The organism is Streptomyces sp. NPDC026062, assembly GCF_055568375.1.
Genome location: NZ_JBVHOQ010000010.1, coordinates 56,991 through 75,291, shown reverse-complemented (window position 1 = coordinate 75,291; position 18,301 = coordinate 56,991). Strand labels below are relative to the sequence as shown.

The window sequence follows — 18,301 nt, the reverse complement described above, 5'->3', positions numbered from 1 at the left end:
CCCCGCCTGCCTCCGCCACCGGGGCCGGATCCCGGTGGCAGGCCGGGCGGTTGGCGCCGAGGCGGGTGGTGGTCCACCGCCTCGGAAGGGCTATCCGCCCGCGCCCAGCCCCGCGAGCAGCAGCAGTGCGAAGCGCCGGGCCCAGTCGGCGTCGACGGGCTCGGCGCTGACCAGTACCCGGTGCAGTACCGCGCCGGCGATCACGTCGAAGATGAGGTCGGCGGTCAGCGCCGCCGTGACCTCGTCCTGCTCGACGGGCAGTTCCCCGCGCTCCTGCGCCCGCCGCCGGCCCTGGAGGACGAGGCGCTTCTGACGGTTCACGATCGAGTCGCGGATCCGGGCCCGCAGCGCCTCGTCGCGGGTCGACTCCGCGACGACCGCCATCAGCGCGGTCCGGGTCTCCGGCCGCTCCAGCAGCGCGGCGAACTGCACCACCACCGACTGCACATCGGCGGACAGGCTGCCCAGGTCCGGCAGTTCCAGCTCGTCGAAGAGCACCGCCACGGCGTCCACGACCAGTTCGTTCTTGCCCGCCCAGCGCCGGTACAGCGTCGTCTTGGCGACCCCCGCGCGCGTCGCCACATCCCCCATCGTCAGTTTCGACCAGCCGAGGTCGACCAGCGAGGCTCTGGTGGCCTCAAGGATCGCCTCGTCGGCCGCGGCACTGCGCGGACGTCCCGTTCGTGAGGGTTTGGGGTGGCTGCGGCTCAGCATCCCGCGACCATACCCGCCAGTAGCTAGTTCCGGCGGACCCCGTTCGCAGTGAGACAGATCACCGAACACTCTTGTGCATCGAGGGCGGGGGCCAGTTACGCTACGGGTCGTAGCGTAAGGACGACGGCTCAGCCGTCGTGACGCCACGAATGAGTGATAGCCACAGGCGCCGGGTGGGGACCGGGTGCCGAACCGGGTCTTTCAGGGGCCCTCGGACCGTGTCTGTCCGTCCACCTCGCACACCGGCGGGGGGCTGCGGACGGATGCGGTTCCCGGAACGCTTTCCGGAACAGTGCGCCGAGGGGGGAGGATGTACGTATGCAGCCTAGGAACATGTCCATGAGCGGCGTCGTCGACCTCGCCGCGGTGAAGGCGGCCGGTGAGGCCAAGGCCAAGGCGGAGCAGGCCCGCGCCGAGTCCGCCCGTCAGGGCGGCCCCGCAGCCGTACCCGCTTCCTCCCTCGTCATCGACGTCGACGAGGCGGGCTTCGAGAACGACGTCCTCCAGCGCTCCGCCGAAGTCCCGGTCGTCATCGACTTCTGGGCCGAGTGGTGCGAGCCGTGCAAGCAGCTGGGTCCGCTCCTGGAGCGCCTGGCCCACGAGTACAACGGCCGCTTCCTGTTGGCCAAGGTCGATGTCGACGCCAACCAGATGCTGATGCAGCAGTTCGGCATCCAGGGCATCCCGGCCGTCTTCGCGGTCGTCGCCGGACAGGCGCTGCCCCTCTTCCAGGGCGCGGCCCCCGAGTCCCAGATCCGGCAGACCCTGGACCAGCTGATCCAGGTCGGCGAGGAGCGGTTCGGGCTCACCGGCATCGTGGTCGACCAGGATGCGGTGGCCTCGGACGCGGCCGCGCAGGCCCCCGTGGTGCCCGCGGGCCCGTACGACGCGCTTCTTGAGGCGGCCGCGCGGGCGCTGGACGCCAATGACTTCGCCGGCTCCGTCCAGGCGTACAAGAACGTCCTCTCCGACGACCCGGCCAACAGTGAGGCCAAGCTCGGCCTCGCGCAGGCGGAACTGCTGGGCCGGGTCCAGAAGATGGACCCGCAGCAGGTCCGCAAGGCCGCCGCCGAGAACCCGGCGGACGCGGACGCGCAGATCGCCGCGGCCGACCTCGATCTGGTCGGCGGTCATGTCGAGGACGCGTTCGGACGGCTCGTCGAGACGGTCCGGCGGAATGCCGGCGACGACCGGGACCGGGTCCGGGTCCGCCTGCTGGAGCTCTTCGAGGTGATCGGCCCCGACGATCCGCGCGTCGGTGCCGCGCGCACCGCGCTCGCGCGCGTCTTGTTCTGATCTGACAACACGGCCGTGGCCCCGGGTGGGGGTCACGGCCGTTTTCGCGTTCCGGCGACAAGAGACCGTTCCGTACCCCCTCCGCTTTACCAAATCTTGATAAAAGCACGCCCTGTTACTCGCAGTAAATCGATCTTCGTGATCTGTCCGGCTTCGCTCGCCAATGGTGGCTTTCGTCCGGCGAGTGGGGGCAACCCTGCGTGGCCGCTCGGTGCCGCCCGGTCGTGGCTCGGTTATCGGGTCGTTACTAGCGAGTAACGAACCCCCTTGTGTCCCGGCCGTGAATGGACCACGATCGGCCACGCTCGGTCCAATAACGCCAGTCCGGCTGCCAGTCGGTGCGGCGGCTCTGTTGGGTCCCCACCGAGTGGGTCGGCGGCAGTGGCGCCGATTCCGGACAGGGGGGTTCCTGCTGACCCGCAGGGCCTGTCCGAAACAGGTTGCGCGAACGCGTGGCCAGTGGTTGTCGCTCGGGGGTGATCGCCGGTCATTCGGGCGCGGTTCATGGCTCCGTTTGCGGGCGCTCTCCTTTCCGAGGACGTAGCACTTCTCCCATCCCGGGTCGGGCAGGATGCCAGGCCGGAGATGTACGTCCGAGAAGGAGGAAAAGTATGAGTTCCCAGGTTCGCGGTGGCACGAGATGGAAGCGTTTCGCTGTCGTCATGGTGCCGAGCGTGATAGCCACCGCCGCGGTGGGTGTCGGTCTGGCACAGGGCGCGCTCGCCGCGTCGTTCAGCGTGTCCGGCCAGGAGTTCAAGGTCAGCGCGGATGAGCTGGTCGGCCATGACTTCGTGCAGTACGGCAGTGTGGCGACCGGCAAGAGCCTCAAGGGCGAGAAGCAGGCGGCTCCGGTCGCCGTGTCGGGGTTCCACGACGCGACCATCACGAACATGTGCCAGTCGGTCGTCACCCCTGACCTGCCGTTCGGTCTCGGCAACGTCACGCTGCAGCTCAAGGCGGGCACCGGCAAGGAGAAGGTCTACGCCGAGGGTCTGTACCTCGATGTCTCGTCGCTCGGCGCGGACGCCGAGTTCACGAACATCGACATCGGCGTCGCCGCCGGTTCGCTCACGGAGTTCCCGGACGGCAAGACGAAGAGCACGGGCATTCAGCCCAACACTTCGGCCAACCCCTACGGGTTCTCGCAGCGGGCCGAGGTCGCCAAGCTGACGAACGTCAGGCAGCAGGCGTGGGCCACCACGGCAGGAACGTTCAAGCTGCCGGGTCTGAAGCTGTCGCTGTCCAAGGGCGTCAACGAGTGCTACTAGGCACTCACTCGGGCGGCCGGGGGTACCTCGTGTGCTCCCGGCCGTCCACCCTTCTCTTTCTCACAGCAGTACCGGTTCCAGGGAGCTGTTTTCCATGAGCCCCGAATCCACAGGGCAGAACGAGCACTACCTCACCACCTTCCGGCGGGTATTCCGCACCTGGCGGGGTAACCGGCCGTTCTGGGCGGGTCTGTTCACCATGCTGGGCGGCGTGCCCATCGCGTACTTCCCCTACGCGAACATGCATCTCGGCAACATGACGCTGGCCATGTCCACCACCGCGGGCGCCGGATCGCTCATCATCGGGGTCCTGCTGATCACGCTGGGTCTGACGATGTGGTTCCACCACATCGTCCGGGTGTTCGCCGGTATCGCCTCGATCCTGCTGGCGCTGATCTCCATACCCGTCGCCAACATCGGCGGCTTCCTGATCGGCTTCCTGTTCGCCCTGATCGGTGGCGCGCTCTCCGTGTCCTGGGTCCCGGGCGAGCCGAAGACGGACGAGGAGGGACTGGCGGTCGGTGCTCCCGGTGAGGACGCCCCGGAGGGCATCCCGTTCGCGAAGGACGACGAAGCCGCCCCGGCCCACTCCGAGGCCGCGCTCCACGGGACGGGTTTCCCCGGGCAGCAGGAGCCGGCGTATGACGACACGACAGTTGAGGTCGACGGCGGGAGGCATCGTGCGGGGTGACGACAGGCAGGTGAACGCCTCGGGCGAGGACGGGCTCGACGAGCGAAGAGGGCCGCGCCACGCAGCCCCCAGGAAGTCGCTGCTGACCAAGCTGCACATGCCCGCGGGCAAGAAGGCGTTCGCGCTCGCCGCGATGCCCACGGCGGTCTTCGTCGGGATGGGGCTCACCCCCAAGCTCGCGATGGCCGACGACAGCACGGACATCCCGTTCGCGCCCGGTCCCTGTGTGACCCGCTCCGACGAGCCGAGCGAGTCGGCGGAGCCCACGCCCTCGGCGTCGAAGACGCCGTCCCCGTCGGCCACCGGCAACACCGGGCCCACACCGGACAAGAGCGAGACGACGGCCCCGAAGCCCACGGCCACCCCGTCGGCGAGCGCCACGGACGAGGCGAAGACCGACGCGGACGAGGCGAAGGCCGGCACCGCCGAGAAGAAGGCCGCCGACACCCCGGCGGCGACGGCGAGCCCGTCCCCCACCCCCACGAAGTCGACGAACCCGCTCGACCCGCTGGGCTGGGGCGACAAGATCAAGGACTTCTTCGACGGACCGGACAAGGAGACGGCGAGTCCGTCCCCGAGCGCCACCGCGGACACGCCGGAGCCCTCGAAGTCCGCCACCGCGGAGACCGAGGACACCGCTGCGGACAAGCCCGTCGAGAAGGCCGCGGACACGGCGAAGGACGCGGCGAAGGACACGGCCGACAGGACGAGCGACGCCATCCGTGAGGCGGCGGAGAAGGCCGGCAAGCCGGTCGAGGAGCTCGACGAGGACGTCAAGGGTCTCGACCCGAAGGCGGACGAGGACATCCCGGACGGCGCCAAGCAGCCCTTCCCGTGTCCGACCGCCGACCCGAAGGCGCTGGCCGCGGCCGAGCTGGAGCAGGGCATCCCCCGTCTCCCGAACGAGCCGTGGGTCCTGGAGAGTTCGCTGCTCACCCTGACCGGGCTGGACTACAAGGGCATCGTCGAGGTGGAGAAGGGCGACGGCAGCACGAAGAAGGTGCTGAAGTTCACCGCCTCCTCCATCGACATCAAGGACCTCCACCAGCTGACCGTCGGCCCGCAGCCGGGCGTGACGGGCCATGTGAAGGCGCGGAAGGGCTCCACGTCCACCATCCGCGACGGCGAGGTGACGATGTACACGGACGAGCTGAAGGGCAACCTCTTCGGCCTCATCCCGATCACCTTCAGCCCGGAGACACCGCCGCCGCTGAACGTGCCGTTCGCCTTCTTCACCAAGGTGAAGCTGAAGCAGGCGGGCCAGTTCGGCGGGACGCTGAAGGTGCCGGGTCTGCAGAACTACTTCACCAAGGACAGCTGAGACGCCCTGCCCGTCCGGGAGCCGCACAACGGCTGTGGGCCGCGTCCCCTCGGGAGGGGGCGCGGCCCACAGCCATGTCCGTGGCGGACGTGGCGGGCGGGCTCGTGGCCCAGGCCCGCCGCAGGCGCCGTCAGTCGCGCTCCTGGCCGCCCACGTGGTGCACGCGCACCATGTTGGTCGTGCCGGGGATACCGGGAGGCGAACCGGCCGTGATGACCATCGTGTCGCCGGCGTTGTAGCGGTTGAGCTTCAGCAGCTCCGCGTCGACCAGCTCCACCATCGCGTCCGTGTTGTCCACGTGCGGGACCACATGGGCCTCGACGCCCCAGCTGAGGGCCAGCTGGTTGCGGGTCGACTCGTCCGTGGTGAAGGCCAGGATGGGCTGGGCCGCACGGTAGCGGGAGAGACGGCGGGCGGTGTCGCCGGACTTGGTGAAGGCGACCAGGGCCTCACCGTTCAGGAAGTCCGCGATCTCGCAGGCCGCACGGGCCACCGAACCGCCCTGGGTGCGCGGCTTCTTGCCCGGCACCAGCGGCTGGAGGCCCTTGGAGAGCAGCTCCTCCTCGGCCGCGACGACGATCTTCGCCATCGTCTTGACCGTCTCGATCGGGTACGCGCCCACCGAGGACTCGGCGGACAGCATGACCGCGTCCGCGCCGTCCAGGATCGCGTTGGCGACGTCGGAGGCCTCGGCGCGGGTCGGGCGCGAGTTGGTGATCATCGACTCCATCATCTGGGTCGCCACGATCACCGGCTTGGCGTTGCGCCGGCAGAGTTCCACCAGGCGCTTCTGCACCATCGGGACCTTCTCCAGCGGGTACTCGACGGCGAGGTCGCCGCGGGCGACCATCACACCGTCGAACGCCGCGACGACGCCCTCCATGTTCTCGACGGCCTGCGGCTTCTCGACCTTGGCGATGACGGGGACCCGGCGGCCCTCCTCGTCCATGACCTTGTGGACGTCCTTGACGTCGCTCGCGTCCCGCACGAAGGAGAGCGCGACCAGGTCGCAGCCCATCTTCAGGGCGAAGCGCAGGTCGTCGATGTCCTTCTCGGACAGGGCCGGGACGTTGACCGCCGCACCCGGCAGGTTGATCCCCTTGTGGTCGGAGATCACCCCGCCCTCGATGACGATGGTGTGGACGCGGGGGCCGTCCACGGAGACGACCTTCAGCTCGACGTTTCCGTCGTTGATCAGGATCGGGTCGCCCTTGACGACGTCGCCGGGCAGACCCTTGTAGGTCGTGCCGCAGATCGACTTGTCCCCGGGGACGTCCTCGGCGGTGATGACGAACTCGTCCCCGCGGACCAGCTCGACAGGACCCTCGGCGAACTTCGCGAGGCGGATCTTCGGACCCTGGAGGTCGGCGAGCACGCCGACCGCCCGGCCGGTCTCGGCGGCGGCCTTGCGGACCCGGTCGTAACGACCCTGGTGCTCCGCGTGGGAACCGTGACTGAAGTTGAAGCGGGCCACGCTCATGCCGGCCTCGATCAGAGCGACGAGCTGCTCATGGGAGTCGACGGCGGGACCGAGGGTGCAGACGATTTTGGAACGGCGCATGAGGCGGATCCTATCGGTTTGTTTCGCTGCGGAATATTCCGTCTGGTGGAAGATACAAAGGGGCGCGGGGGTGCTCAGTTGTCGACCAGTGCGAAGGTCTGGCCGGCGATCTCCAGCTCTTCGTCCGTCGGCACCACGGCGACCGCGACCCGTGCGTAGTCCGGGGAGATCAGCCGGGGCGCGCCGGACCGTACGGCGTTGAGATCCGCGTCCACCGCCAGGCCCAGTTCCTCCAGGCCCGCGATGGCGGCCGCGCGTACGGGGGCCGAGTTCTCGCCGACCCCCGCCGTGAACACCACGGCGTCCACCCGGCCGAGGACCGCCGTATAGGCGCCGATGTACTTCTTCAGCCGGTGCACGTAGATGTCGAAGGCGAGCGCCGCCCGCTCGTCGCCCTCGTCGACCCGGCGCCTGATCTCCCGCATGTCGTTGTCGCCGCAGAGGCCGACCAGGCCGCTCCTCTTGTTGAGCAGGACGTCGATCTCGTCCGCCGACATGCCCGCCACCCGCTTGAGGTGGAAGGTGACGGCCGGATCGATGTCCCCGGAACGCGTACCCATGACCAGCCCCTCCAAGGGGGTCAGTCCCATCGAGGTCTCCACGCACCGCCCGCCCGCCACCGCGGAGGCGGAGGCGCCGTTGCCCAGGTGCAGCACGATGACGTTGACCTCCGCGGGCGTCCTGCCCAGCAGCTCGGCCGCCTTCCGGGAGACGTACGCGTGCGAGGTGCCGTGGAACCCGTAGCGGCGGATCCGGTGGGCGTCGGCCGTCTCCACGTCGATCGCGTACCGCGCCGCGTACTCCGGCATCGTCGTGTGGAACGCGGTGTCGAAGACCGCCACCTGCGGCAGGTCGGGGCGCAGCGCCTGGGCGGTGCGGATGCCGGTGATGTTCGCCGGGTTGTGCAGCGGCGCCACCGGTACCAGGCGCTCGATCTCCTTCAGCACCTCGTCGGTGATCACGGTCGGCTCGGTGAACCGCAGCCCGCCGTGCACCACGCGGTGGCCGATCGCGGCCAGTTCGGGGGAGTCGAGACCGAGCCCGTCGGCGGCCAGTTCCCCGGCGGCGGCCCTGAGCGCCACGTCGTGGTCGGCGATCCTGCCGACGCGCTCCCGGGGCTCGGCGTCGCCGGTCAGCGGGGTGTGGACGAGCCGGGAGGTCTCCTCGCCGATGCGCTCGACCAGCCCGGACGCGAGCCGGGAGTGGTCGCTCATGTCGAGGAGCTGGTACTTCACGGAGGAGGAGCCGGAGTTGAGCACGAGCACCCGGCTCGCTCCGGGGGTGGTTCCTGCGGTGTCCGACGCGGTCATGCGGGTCGCTCCTCGCCCTGGGCCTGGATCGCCGTGATGGCCACGGTGTTGACGATGTCCTGGACGAGCGCGCCCCGGGACAGGTCGTTGACGGGTTTGCGCAGCCCCTGGAGGACCGGGCCGACGGCCACGGCGCCCGCCGAGCGCTGCACGGCCTTGTAGGTGTTGTTGCCGGTGTTCAGGTCCGGGAAGATCAGGACCGTCGCCTGGCCCGCCACCTCGGAACCGGGCAGCTTCGTCGCGGCGACGCTCGGCTCCACCGCCGCGTCGTACTGGATCGGGCCCTCGATCATCAGGTCCGGGTGGCTCGCGCGCACCAGGTCCGTCGCCTGACGGACCTTGTCGACGTCCGCGCCCGACCCCGAGGTCCCGGTCGAGTACGAGAGCATCGCGATCCGGGGCTCCACGCCGAAGCGGGCGGCGGTGACCGCGGACTGCACGGCGATGTCCGCGAGCTGCTCGGCGTCCGGGTCCGGGTTGACCGCGCAGTCCCCGTACACGAGCACCTTGTCGGCGAGGCACATGAAGAAGACCGAGGAGACGATCGAGGCTCCCCCGGAGGCATCGCCCCGGGAGGGGTCCCCCTGCTTCGTCTTGATGATCTCGAAGGCCGGCCGGATCGTCGCCGCCGTGGAGTGCACGGCCCCGGAGACCATGCCGTCGGCCAGGCCCTCCTGGACCATCAGGGTGCCGAAGTAGTTGACGTCCGAGACGACGTCGTACGCCAGCTCGACCGTCACCCCGCGGTGCGCGCGCAGCTGCGCGTACCGCTCGGCGAAGGTCTGGCGCAGCTCGGAGGCCTGCGGGTCGATCAGCTGGGTGCCGGCCAGGTCGATGCCGAGGTCCGCGGCCTTCTTGCGGATGACGTCGGGGTCGCCCAGCAGGGTGAGGTCGCAGACATCGCGCCGCATCAGTACGTCGGCCGCGCGCAGCACCCGTTCCTCGGTGCCCTCCGGCAGTACCACCCGGCGCCGGTCCGCGCGGGCCTGCTCCAGCAGCTCGTGCTCGAACATCATCGGGGTGACCCGGCCGCTGCGGGCGACCGAGATCCCGTCGAGGAGCGCGGCCGTGTCGACATAGCGCTCGAAGAGCCCGATTGCGGTCTCCGCCTTGCGGGGCGTCGCCGCGTTCAGCTTGCCCTCCAGGGCGAACAGCTTCTCGGCCGTGGGGAAGGAGCCGTCGGCCACGGCGACGACCGGGGTACCCGGGGCGAGCCGTTCGGCCAGCCTGAGTATTTCCTCGCCCGGCCGCTCGTCCAGCGTCAGCAGCACGCCCGCGATGGGCGGGGTGCCCGCGCTGTGCGCGGCGAGCGAACCGACGACCAGGTCCGAGCGGTCCCCGGGGGTCACCACCATGCAGCCCGGAGTCAGCGCCTTCAGCAGATTCGGCAGCATCGCGCCGCCGAAGACGAAGTCCAGCGCGTCCCTGGCCAGCCCCGCGTCGTCACCGAGCAGCACGGTGCCGCCCAGCGCGGAGGTGATCTGCGCGACCGTCGGCGCCGAAAGCGCCGGGTCGTCGGGCAGCACCGAGCACGGCACCGGAAGCGTCGCCGACAGCCGCTCCGCGATCTCGTCGCGGTCCGCCGCCGCCACCCGGTTCACGATCATCGCGAGCACGTCGCAGCCCAGTCCGGCGTACGCGCGGCAGGCGTTGCGCGTCTCGGCCCGCACCGACTCCGCGTTCTGGTCCTGGCCGCCGACGACCGCGATCACCGAGGCGCCGAACTCGTTGGCGAGCCTGGCGTTCAGCGCCAGCTCGTCGGGGAGCTGGGTGGCGGCGAAGTCGGTGCCGAGGACGAGGACCACCTCGTAGGCGGAGGCCACCCGGTGGAAACGCTCGACGAGCTGGGAGACCAGTTCGTCGGTACCCTGCTCCGCCTGGATCGCGGAGGCCTGGTGGTAGTCGAGTCCGTAGACGGTGCCGGGGTCCTGGGAGAGCCGGTAGCGGGCCCGCAGCAGCTCGAACAGCCGGTCCGGATCGTCGTGGACCAGGGGCCGGAAGACCCCGACCCGGTCCACCTGACGCGTCAGGAGTTCCATGACTCCCAGATCGACGACCTGCCGGCCGTCTCCCCGGTCGATCCCGGTCACGTACACGCTGCGCGTCACGCGTGCTCTCCCGTCAACTCTTGTCCGGCACGCTGTCCGGTTCGAGGGGTATCGCCGGTTTGACGATACCCGCGGGGACCGAGGGGCCGCCCGCCGACGAAAGCCCCAGGCAGCGGCCGCCGCGGCCGTTCCGGCCGCCCCCGGAGCAGCCGGAAGCGCGAGGTACGGACCTGACGTGGGACAATCGTCCCGACTTACGGTACGGGGGAGCATGCCGTAGCCCGTGGCCCGTACGGCATCCGGGCAGGCCCCGGGGCCTGCCCGGCGGTAGCGAACAGGAGATACAGCACGATGCGCATCGGAGTTCTCACCGCAGGCGGCGACTGCCCCGGCCTGAACGCAGTGATCCGTTCGGTGGTGCACCGTGCCGTGGTGGGGCACGGGGACGAGGTCATCGGGTTCGAGGACGGGTTCAAGGGCCTCCTCGACGGCCACTTCCGCCCCCTCGACCTCAACGCGGTCAGCGGCATCCTCGCCCGGGGCGGCACCATCCTCGGCTCCGCCCGTCTGGAGCGCGACCGGCTGCGCGAAGCCGCCGAGAACTGCGCCGAGCTGAGCCGCCGTTACGGCATGGACGCACTGATCCCGATCGGCGGCGAGGGCACCCTCACCGCCGCCCGGATGCTGTCCGACGCGGGCATGCCCGTCGTCGGCGTCCCGAAGACCATCGACAACGACATCTCGGCGACCGACCGCACCTTCGGCTTCGACACCGCGGTGGGCGTCGCCACCGAGGCCATAGACCGTCTGAAGACCACCGCGGAGTCCCACCAGCGCGTCATGGTCGTCGAGGTGATGGGCCGCCACGCCGGCTGGATCGCGCTGGAGTCCGGCATGGCCGGCGGTGCCCACGGCATCTGCCTGCCCGAACGGAAGTTCCAGGTCGAGGACCTGGTCAAGATGGTCGAGGAGCGCTTCGCGCGCGGAAAGAAGTTCGCGGTCATCTGCGTCGCCGAGGGCGCGCACCCGGCCGAGGGCTCCATGCCGTACGCCAAGGGCGAGATCGACCAGTACGGCCACGAGCGCTTCCAGGGCATCGGCAACCGCCTCGCCGTCGAGCTGGAGACCCGCCTCGGCAAGGAGGCCCGCCCGGTCATCCTCGGCCACGTCCAGCGCGGCGGCACGCCCACCGCGTACGACAGGGTGCTCGCCACCCGCTTCGGCTGGCACGCGGTGGAGGCGGCGCACCGGGGCGACTTCGGGAACATGACCGCCCTGCGCGGCAACGACATCGAGATGGTGCCGCTGGCCCACGCGGTCACACAGCTCAAGACCGTCCCCCTGGACCGGATGCACGAGGCCGAATCGGTCTTCTGAGCCGATACCGGCACCTGCGGTGGCCGACGCGGCGCAGCGCTCAACGGTGGTGCGCCGCACGTCGGCCGACGGCACGGCCGAAGCGGCGATCCGGTGATCGCAAAGGGGGGTTACCGGAGCCGGAGCGGTTGGGCGACACTGGTGCGATGGACTTCGGGGTGGGGCTCGGCGAGGGCGGCTGGGGCGATGACGGGGAGCTCCGGGCCGCGCTGCGGCGTACGGCCGAGGGGCTCGGGCTCGGCCTGCCCGAGTCGGACGGGAACTGGGGCCGCCTCGCCGAGTACGTCGACGCGGGGAGCGGTCGGCGTGTGATGGTGTATCCGCCCGGCAAGGAGCATCGTGCCTTCCAGGTGAACCTCCAGCACAACGGCACACGCCTGGCCTGTGGGTGGACCGCCGACCTGGCCGAAGTGGTCAGGGCGACAGCCGCGTGGACGGGCGGCGCGGGCCTTGAGGAGACCGGAGCGGGTGCCCCGTTCATCCGCTTCAGGCCCTGGGCCCTCGCTCACGAGCGGGAGCCGCTCGGCGCGGTCGAGTTGACGTGGTGCACCAAGCTCGACCGCATCCACATGCCGCCGTACGACCGGCACCCTCGCCCCCATGCGGTGCTGGCGGCGGCGTACGCCCAGCCGGCGCTCCGTCGGCTGATGCCGGTCAACAGCCACTTCAGCCTCTGGTTCTCCACCAGCGTCGCTGAGTCCCCGAGGACGCGGGTCGGCCACGCCATCTGCCCGTACGACGAGGGGCTGTACGGGGTGCGGAACCACGGCGAGCTGGTCGCGCGCACCGAGACGGCGGAGGAAGCCGTCGCTCTCGTGGTGGCCGCCCTCCCGGAGGGGCTCGGACCGGCGAGCTGAGGCCGGGGGACGGGGGCGGCGCGCGGGGGCTGTTCCTCGGACTCCGCGCGGCCACAGCCGGCGCCGTCCGACGCCCCTACGCCTCCGCCGTCGCCCAGAACCGCTCCACGATCCCCGCCAGGAACGCCCGGCCCGCGTCCCCGCTCGCGCCCGTCCGTTCCGCTCCCGTGCTGCTCCAGCCGAGCGTGGTCGCCATCAGTGCCTGGTAGTCCGAGTGAAGCCGCTCCAGCATCCCCTGGACCAGCGACCGGTCCACCGGTGCGAGCTTCGACACCGGCTTGACGTACGCCTGCCAGCGGGTCTTCACCGCGCTGCGCAGCAGCTCCGCCAGCTCCTCGTCGCGTCCGCAGACCGTCACGAACGCGGCGGCGTCGAGCCCCAGCGCCGTGCTGAGGGCGGCCGACTGGCGCTCGTTGCCCCGCCACCTGCCCGATTCCTCCAGCCGCAGATACGCGGAAGCCGACATCCCGAGCTGCCCCGCCAGCTCCTCGGCGGTCAGCTCCCGGGCGATCCGGTGCTCGCGCAGCGTCCGGGCGGCGGTGAGGAGTTCGGCCGGGGAGCACCACAACACCCCTGCCAGGGCGGTGAGTTCGTACGAGGTCGGGGAAGCGCGTCCGCGCTCCCAGGCCGCGACCGTCTCGGCGCTGATCCGGAGGCCGTACTGGGCGCCGAGACCGTAGGCCACATGACCGGGGGCCATACCCAGGGCCTCGCGGAGTCTTCGCGCGGCGGGGGCGTTGAAGGGCGGGGTGGGGTGCACGGCCCCATCGTAGGAGGTCAGAGGTGGTGTGACCACGGTGTGTTCACACGGGAACACGGCTCGTAGGAACGTCCGGACGGCCTGCGCGGGGCCTTGCCGCCGACTGTCGCAGGACCGCTCAGCGGCCCTCGGCCAGCCATCTGTAGTGCAGCTCCGGGCGCCCGATCTGTCCATACTGCGGACTGCGTACGGCCCGGCCGGCCGTCACCAGATGCTCCAGATAACGGCGCGCGGTGATACGGGAGATGCCGAGCTCCAGCCCGGCGGCCGCCGCCGTCACACCGTCAGGGGCGGCGCGCAGCACACGGGTCACCGCCTCCAGCGTCGGGCTGCTGAGGCCCTTGGGCAGACGGGCGGGCTCCGGGGTGCGCAGGGTGGCCAGTGTGCGGTCCACCTCGTCCTGGCCGCTCGCCTCACCGGCCGAGGAACGGAAATCGGCGTAGCGGACGAGCCGGTCGCGCAACGTGGCGAAGGTGAAGGGCTTCAGTACGTACTGGACGACGCCGAGCGAGACCCCCTCGCGGACCACGGCCAGATCGCGGGCCGAGGTCACCGCGATCACATCGGCCGCGTGCCCGGCGGCGCGCAGTGAGCGCAGCAGTTGCAGTCCGTGCCCGTCGGGCAGATACAGATCGAGGAGCAGCAGGTCGACGGGGACGCGGTCCAGGGCGCGGACCGCCTCGGCGCGGGTGTGTGCGACGGCCGCCACGGTGAACCCCGGGACGCGGTCCACGTACAGCTGGTGGGCGTCGGCGGCGACGGGGTCGTCCTCGACGACCAGCACCTGGATGGCGGCGTTCACCGGGCCCCCTCCTCACGCGAACGCGAACGCGAACCGCTGCCCTGCTGCGACGGAACCGGCGGCGGAACCGGGGACGGAACCGGCGGCACCGGGGACGGCACCGGCACGGTCACGGGCACCGGCGACGGCAGTGGCAGCCGCACCGTGAACTCGGCACCCCCGTCCGGCCCCCGCTCCAGCACCACCGCCCCGCCGTTGCGGTGCGTGGCCTGCCGGACGAGCGCCAGGCCCAGCCCGCGGCCCGCGCCGTGCGTCGACCAGCCGCGCCGGAACACATCCGCGGTGTCACCCGGCTCGATCCCCGAGCCGCTGTCGGCGACGCGCAGCAGGAGCTCCCCGTCCCCGGCCAGCGCGGTGACCGTGACCCGGGCGCGGGCCGGGCGCGGGCCCGTGCGCCGGGCGGGTACACCGCCGCCGTCGGAGTCGGAGTCGGGGCCGGAGCCGGTGCGGGTGCCGGTGCCGGTCACCGCCTCCGAAGCCGCGTCCATCGCGTTGTCGATCAGATTGCCGAGGATGGTCACCAGATCGCGCTGCGGCAGCGTCGCGGGCAGGGCGCCGTCGTCGATCAGGCTGTCGTCCGCCAGCGTCAGCTCCACCCCCCGCTCGTTCGCCTGCGCGGCCTTGCCCAGCAGCAGCGCCGCCAGAACCGGTTCGGCGACCGCGCCGACGACACGGTCCGTCAGGGTCTGGGCCAGCTCCAGCTCCGCCGTGGCGAAGCCGACCGCCTCCTGCTCCCGGCCGAGCTCGATCAGCGAGACCACCGTGTGCAGCCGGTTCGCCGCCTCGTGGGCCTGCGAGCGCAGCGCCTGGGTGAACCCGCGCTCGGAGTCCAACTCGCCGGAAAGGGCCAACAGTTCCGTGTGGTCGCGCAGGGTGACGACGGTTCCGCGCCGTTCCCCTCCCACCACCGGCCGGGTGTTGACCACGATCACCCGGTCCGCCGTCAGATGCACCTCGTCGACCCGTTCCTCGGAGGCCAGCAGCGCCCCCGTCAGCGGTGCGGGCAGATCGAGTTCGGCGACCCGGCGGCCGACCGTGCCGGGCGCGAGCCCCAGCAGCTCGCGGCCCGCGTCGTTGATCAGGGCGATCCTGCGCTGCCCGTCGAGCATGAGCAGTCCTTCCCGCACCGCGTGCAGCGTTGCCTCGTGGTAGTCGTGCAGCCGGCTCAGCTCGGCGGCGTTCATCCCGTGCGTGTGCCGCCGCAGCCGGGCGTTGATCACGTACGTGCCCAGGCCGCCGAGCGCCAGCGCCGCGCCGGCCGCCAGCCCCAGCGCGCGCAGCTGGGCCCGCACCTGCGAGGAGACCCGCTCGACCGTGATGCCCGCACTGACGAGTCCGACGATCCTGTCGCCGTCCCGGATCGGCGTGACGACCCGTATCGAGGGGCCGAGCGTGCCGGTGTACGTCTCCGAGAAGGTCTCGCCCCGCAGCGCCCGTGCGGTGTGGCCGAGGAAGGTCGCGCCGATCTGACCGGTGTCCGGGTGCGTCCAGCGGACCCGGTGCGGATCCATGATGGTGACGAAGGCGATCCCGGTGTCCTTGCGTACTTGCTCCGCGTACGGCTGGAGCACGGCCGACGGGTCCGGGGTGCGGATCGCCTCCCGCACCGACGGCGAACCGGCGATCGCCAGCGCGGCCGCCCGCACCTGCCGGGCCGCCGTCTCCTTGGCCTGGCCGCTGCCGGAGACGTACGCGAAGAACGCGCACCCCGCCACCACGGCCGCGACCAGCACCACCTGCATGGCGAAGAGCTGGCCCGCCAGGCTGCGCGGACGGGTGCGGGGGAGGGGGAAGCGCATGTCCACAGTCTGCCCTGGGGCCCCTCCGGCCGGTCGGGGCCGGGGGCGCGCCCCCGGGCCGCAGGACCGGCCATGGCCGAAAACATATGAACGAAATGCACGCAAGGGTGACCGGCATCACAGGGAGCGGGATAGTCGCCGGGGCCCCCAGGGACGGGGGAGGGACAAGAACGAGCCGAGGAGACCCCCGTGGGAGTGGCCGCCGCCAAGCGGGACCGTACGAAATATCTGTATCTCGCCGTGATCGCGGCGGTGGGGCTCGGCATCCTGGTCGGGCTCGTCGCACCGGACACGGCCGTCGAGCTCAAGCCGATCGGAACCGGCTTCGTCAACCTCATCAAGATGATGATCTCGCCGATCATCTTCTGCACGATCGTGCTGGGGGTCGGCTCCGTACGCAAGGCCGCCAAGGTCGGGGCCGTCGGCGGTCTGGCCCTGGGCTACTTCCTGGTGATGTCGACCGTCGCCCTGGCCATCGGCCTGGTCGTCGGCAACATCCTGGAGCCCGGATCCAGCCTCCACCTCACCGAGGCGACCCGCGCCGCGGGTGAGGCGCAGGCGGGGGACAGCGAGTCCACCGCGGACTTCCTGCTCGGCATCATCCCCACCACCATCGTGTCGGCCTTCACCGCGGGCGAGGTCCTTCAGACCCTGCTCATCGCCCTGCTCGCGGGCTTCGCGCTCCAGGCCCTGGGCTCGGCCGGCGAGCCGGTCCTGCGCGGCATCGGCCACATCCAGCGCCTGGTCTTCCGCATCCTCGCCATGATCATGTGGGCGGCCCCGGTCGGCGCGTTCGGCGCCATGGCCGCGGTGGTCGGCGAGACCGGAGTGAACGCGCTCAAGTCCCTCGCGGTCATCATGATCGGCTTCTACATCACCTGCGCGCTCTTCGTGTTCGTGATCCTGGGCGCGATCCTGCGTCTGGTGGCCGGGGTGAACATCTTCTCCCTGCTGAAGTACCTGGGCCGGGAGTTCCTGCTCATCCTCTCCACCTCCTCGTCCGAGTCGGCCCTGCCCCGGCTGATCGCGAAGATGGAGCACATGGGCGTCAGCAAGCCCGTCGTCGGCATCACCGTGCCGACCGGCTACTCGTTCAACCTCGACGGCACCGCGATCTACCTCACGATGGCCTCGCTCTTCATCGCCAACGCGACGGGCGACCCGCTGAGCATCGGTGAGCAGATCTCGCTGCTGGCCTTCATGGTGATCGCCTCGAAGGGCGCGGCGGGCGTCACCGGCGCCGGACTGGCCACCCTCGCGGGCGGCCTCCAGTCGCACCGGCCCGAGCTGGTGGACGGGGTCGGCCTGATCGTCGGCATCGACCGCTTCATGAGCGAGGCCCGCGCGCTGACGAACTTCGCCGGCAACGCCGTGGCCACGGTGCTCGTCGGCACCTGGACCAAGGAGATCGACAAGGAGCGGGTGGGCCGGGTCCTCTCCGGATCGCTCCCGTTCGACGAGAAGATGATCACCGACGAGGGGCCCGCCGAGCCGTACGTCCCCGAGGCGAGGGGCGGCGGCGAGGAACAGCCCTCGCTCACGAAGGTGTAGCGCGTTCGCCGATGCGGCCGGTACGGGAATCCCGTGCCGGCCGCATCCGTGTGTGCCCGTCCGGCCGCCCTTGCCTTGACGCCGACGTCAAGGATTACCGTCCAGGCATGCGAATCGGGGAACTGGCCGAACGCGCCGGGACGACCACACGGACGCTGAGGTACTACGAGTCACGGGGCCTGCTGCCCGCACGCCGTGCGGAGAACGGCTATCGCACCTACGACGAGGGCGACCTGCGGCTGATCCAGCAGATCAGGACCCTTCAGGACTTCGGGTTCGACCTGGAGGAGACCCGGCCCTTCGTCGACTGCCTGCGCGCCGGTCATCCGGCGGGTGACGCCTGTCCGGCGTCGCTGGCCGTCTACCGCCGCAAGCTCGCCGAGCTGGACGCGCTCATCGGCCAATTGCGCTCCGTACGGGCGGAGGTGGGAGCCCAGCTGGCCCGCGCCGAACTGGAGGCGTCGGCCGAGCTGTCGGGCGGCCCCGAACCACGATGTGAACTGAACTGGGAGGACGAGGGATGATCCACGCAGAAGGTGTCGCCGAGGTCACCGACACGACGTTCGACGCCGAGGTCCTGGCGGCCGGTCTGCCGGTCCTGGTCGAATTCACCGCCGACTGGTGCGGCCCCTGCCGCCAGCTCGCCCCGGTGCTCGGTGCCCTCGCACGCGAGGAGGCCGGCCGGCTCAAGGTGGTGCAGATCGACGTGGACGAGAACCCGGAGATCGCGAGCCGCTACGCCGTGCTGTCGATGCCGACCCTGATGGTCTTCCGGGACGGCGAACCGGTGCGGGCGATGGTGGGAGCCCGGCCGAAGCGCCGGCTGCTCCAGGAGCTGGAGGGGGTGCTCCCGACGGCGGTCTGACGCGGGGGAGGGGGCGACCGGCCGGGGTTCGCGGGGTTCTTGTCGAACACCGTGGTGGCACCTCTGTCCGCAGCCCCCTCC

General features: G+C 70.9%; 16 protein-coding genes. 9 read left to right on the top strand and 7 right to left on the bottom strand.

What is annotated here, in order from left to right; all coding sequences use genetic code 11:
* Nucleotides 1-90: 90 nt before the first annotated feature.
* The gene (locus ACZ4LX_RS11540; RefSeq protein WP_467642865.1) at nucleotides 91-714 is read right to left on the bottom strand and encodes a TetR/AcrR family transcriptional regulator; all 624 of its coding nucleotides are present in this window, start codon (nucleotides 712-714) and stop codon (nucleotides 91-93) included.
* Nucleotides 715-1,032: 318 nt separating this feature from the next.
* Here ACZ4LX_RS11540 and ACZ4LX_RS11535 point away from each other — a divergent pair, with 318 nt between their 5' ends.
* The 4 genes from ACZ4LX_RS11535 (at nucleotide 1,033) to ACZ4LX_RS11520 (ending at nucleotide 5,290) form a co-directional block, all read left to right on the top strand.
* Nucleotides 1,033-2,010, top strand: coding sequence for a tetratricopeptide repeat protein (locus ACZ4LX_RS11535; protein WP_467721152.1), 978 nt, complete (start codon nucleotides 1,033-1,035; stop codon nucleotides 2,008-2,010).
* Nucleotides 2,011-2,621: 611 nt separating this feature from the next.
* Entirely contained in the window at nucleotides 2,622-3,278 is a 657-nt protein-coding gene (locus ACZ4LX_RS11530) for a DUF6230 family protein (protein WP_467642868.1), read from the top strand.
* Nucleotides 3,279-3,372: 94 nt separating this feature from the next.
* The gene (locus ACZ4LX_RS11525) at nucleotides 3,373-3,969 is read left to right on the top strand and encodes a DUF6114 domain-containing protein (RefSeq protein ID WP_467642870.1); all 597 of its coding nucleotides are present in this window, start codon (nucleotides 3,373-3,375) and stop codon (nucleotides 3,967-3,969) included.
* Entirely contained in the window at nucleotides 3,959-5,290 is a 1,332-nt protein-coding gene (locus ACZ4LX_RS11520; RefSeq protein WP_467643030.1) for a hypothetical protein, read from the top strand. Before ACZ4LX_RS11525 ends, ACZ4LX_RS11520 begins: the two co-directional genes overlap by 11 nt.
* Nucleotides 5,291-5,420: 130 nt before the next feature.
* On the opposite strand, the gene pyk is transcribed toward ACZ4LX_RS11520, so the two are convergent.
* From pyk to pta, 3 genes are all read right to left on the bottom strand, one after another.
* Nucleotides 5,421-6,851: a pyruvate kinase gene (gene pyk, locus ACZ4LX_RS11515; RefSeq protein ID WP_467642873.1), complete on the bottom strand. Its 1,431-nt coding sequence runs from the start codon at nucleotides 6,849-6,851 to the stop codon at nucleotides 5,421-5,423.
* Nucleotides 6,852-6,925: 74 nt separating this feature from the next.
* On the bottom strand, nucleotides 6,926-8,161 hold the full coding sequence (locus ACZ4LX_RS11510) for an acetate kinase (RefSeq protein ID WP_467642876.1): 1,236 nt from the start codon (nucleotides 8,159-8,161) through the stop codon (nucleotides 6,926-6,928).
* Nucleotides 8,158-10,269, bottom strand: coding sequence for a phosphate acetyltransferase (pta, locus tag ACZ4LX_RS11505; protein WP_467642879.1), 2,112 nt, complete (start codon nucleotides 10,267-10,269; stop codon nucleotides 8,158-8,160). The genes ACZ4LX_RS11510 and pta overlap by 4 nt, the downstream gene beginning before the upstream one ends.
* 291 nt (nucleotides 10,270-10,560) lie before the next feature.
* On the opposite strand from pta, the gene ACZ4LX_RS11500 reads away from it, so the two are divergent.
* Together ACZ4LX_RS11500 and ACZ4LX_RS11495 are read left to right on the top strand one after the other, a co-directional pair.
* Nucleotides 10,561-11,586 (top strand): ATP-dependent 6-phosphofructokinase, encoded by a 1,026-nt coding sequence (locus ACZ4LX_RS11500; RefSeq protein WP_467642882.1) that lies wholly within the window; start codon nucleotides 10,561-10,563, stop codon nucleotides 11,584-11,586.
* Between the two features lie 146 nt (nucleotides 11,587-11,732).
* Complete coding sequence (locus tag ACZ4LX_RS11495) at nucleotides 11,733-12,443, top strand: DUF6193 family natural product biosynthesis protein (protein ID WP_467642885.1); 711 nt, start codon at nucleotides 11,733-11,735, stop codon at nucleotides 12,441-12,443.
* Between the two features lie 76 nt (nucleotides 12,444-12,519).
* On the opposite strand, the gene ACZ4LX_RS11490 is transcribed toward ACZ4LX_RS11495, so the two are convergent.
* The 3 genes from ACZ4LX_RS11490 to ACZ4LX_RS11480 all read right to left on the bottom strand — a co-directional run bounded on the left by ACZ4LX_RS11490 (nucleotide 12,520) and on the right by ACZ4LX_RS11480 (nucleotide 15,804).
* Nucleotides 12,520-13,143, bottom strand: coding sequence for a helix-turn-helix domain-containing protein (locus ACZ4LX_RS11490; RefSeq protein WP_467643032.1), 624 nt, complete (start codon nucleotides 13,141-13,143; stop codon nucleotides 12,520-12,522).
* A 178-nt stretch (nucleotides 13,144-13,321) separates the two neighbouring features.
* The gene (locus ACZ4LX_RS11485) at nucleotides 13,322-14,005 is read right to left on the bottom strand and encodes a response regulator (RefSeq protein WP_467642888.1); all 684 of its coding nucleotides are present in this window, start codon (nucleotides 14,003-14,005) and stop codon (nucleotides 13,322-13,324) included.
* Nucleotides 14,002-15,804: a sensor histidine kinase gene (locus ACZ4LX_RS11480; protein ID WP_467642890.1), complete on the bottom strand. Its 1,803-nt coding sequence runs from the start codon at nucleotides 15,802-15,804 to the stop codon at nucleotides 14,002-14,004. The genes ACZ4LX_RS11485 and ACZ4LX_RS11480 overlap by 4 nt, the downstream gene beginning before the upstream one ends.
* A 189-nt stretch (nucleotides 15,805-15,993) precedes the next feature.
* On the opposite strand from ACZ4LX_RS11480, the gene ACZ4LX_RS11475 reads away from it, so the two are divergent.
* The 3 genes from ACZ4LX_RS11475 to trxA all read left to right on the top strand — a co-directional run bounded on the left by ACZ4LX_RS11475 (nucleotide 15,994) and on the right by trxA (nucleotide 18,220).
* Complete coding sequence (locus ACZ4LX_RS11475; protein ID WP_467642893.1) at nucleotides 15,994-17,355, top strand: cation:dicarboxylate symporter family transporter; 1,362 nt, start codon at nucleotides 15,994-15,996, stop codon at nucleotides 17,353-17,355.
* Nucleotides 17,356-17,462: 107 nt separating this feature from the next.
* Nucleotides 17,463-17,879 (top strand): MerR family transcriptional regulator, encoded by a 417-nt coding sequence (locus ACZ4LX_RS11470; RefSeq protein ID WP_467642896.1) that lies wholly within the window; start codon nucleotides 17,463-17,465, stop codon nucleotides 17,877-17,879.
* Nucleotides 17,876-18,220 (top strand): thioredoxin, encoded by a 345-nt coding sequence (trxA, locus tag ACZ4LX_RS11465; RefSeq protein ID WP_467642899.1) that lies wholly within the window; start codon nucleotides 17,876-17,878, stop codon nucleotides 18,218-18,220. The genes ACZ4LX_RS11470 and trxA overlap by 4 nt, the downstream gene beginning before the upstream one ends.
* Nucleotides 18,221-18,301: the final 81 nt, after the last annotated feature.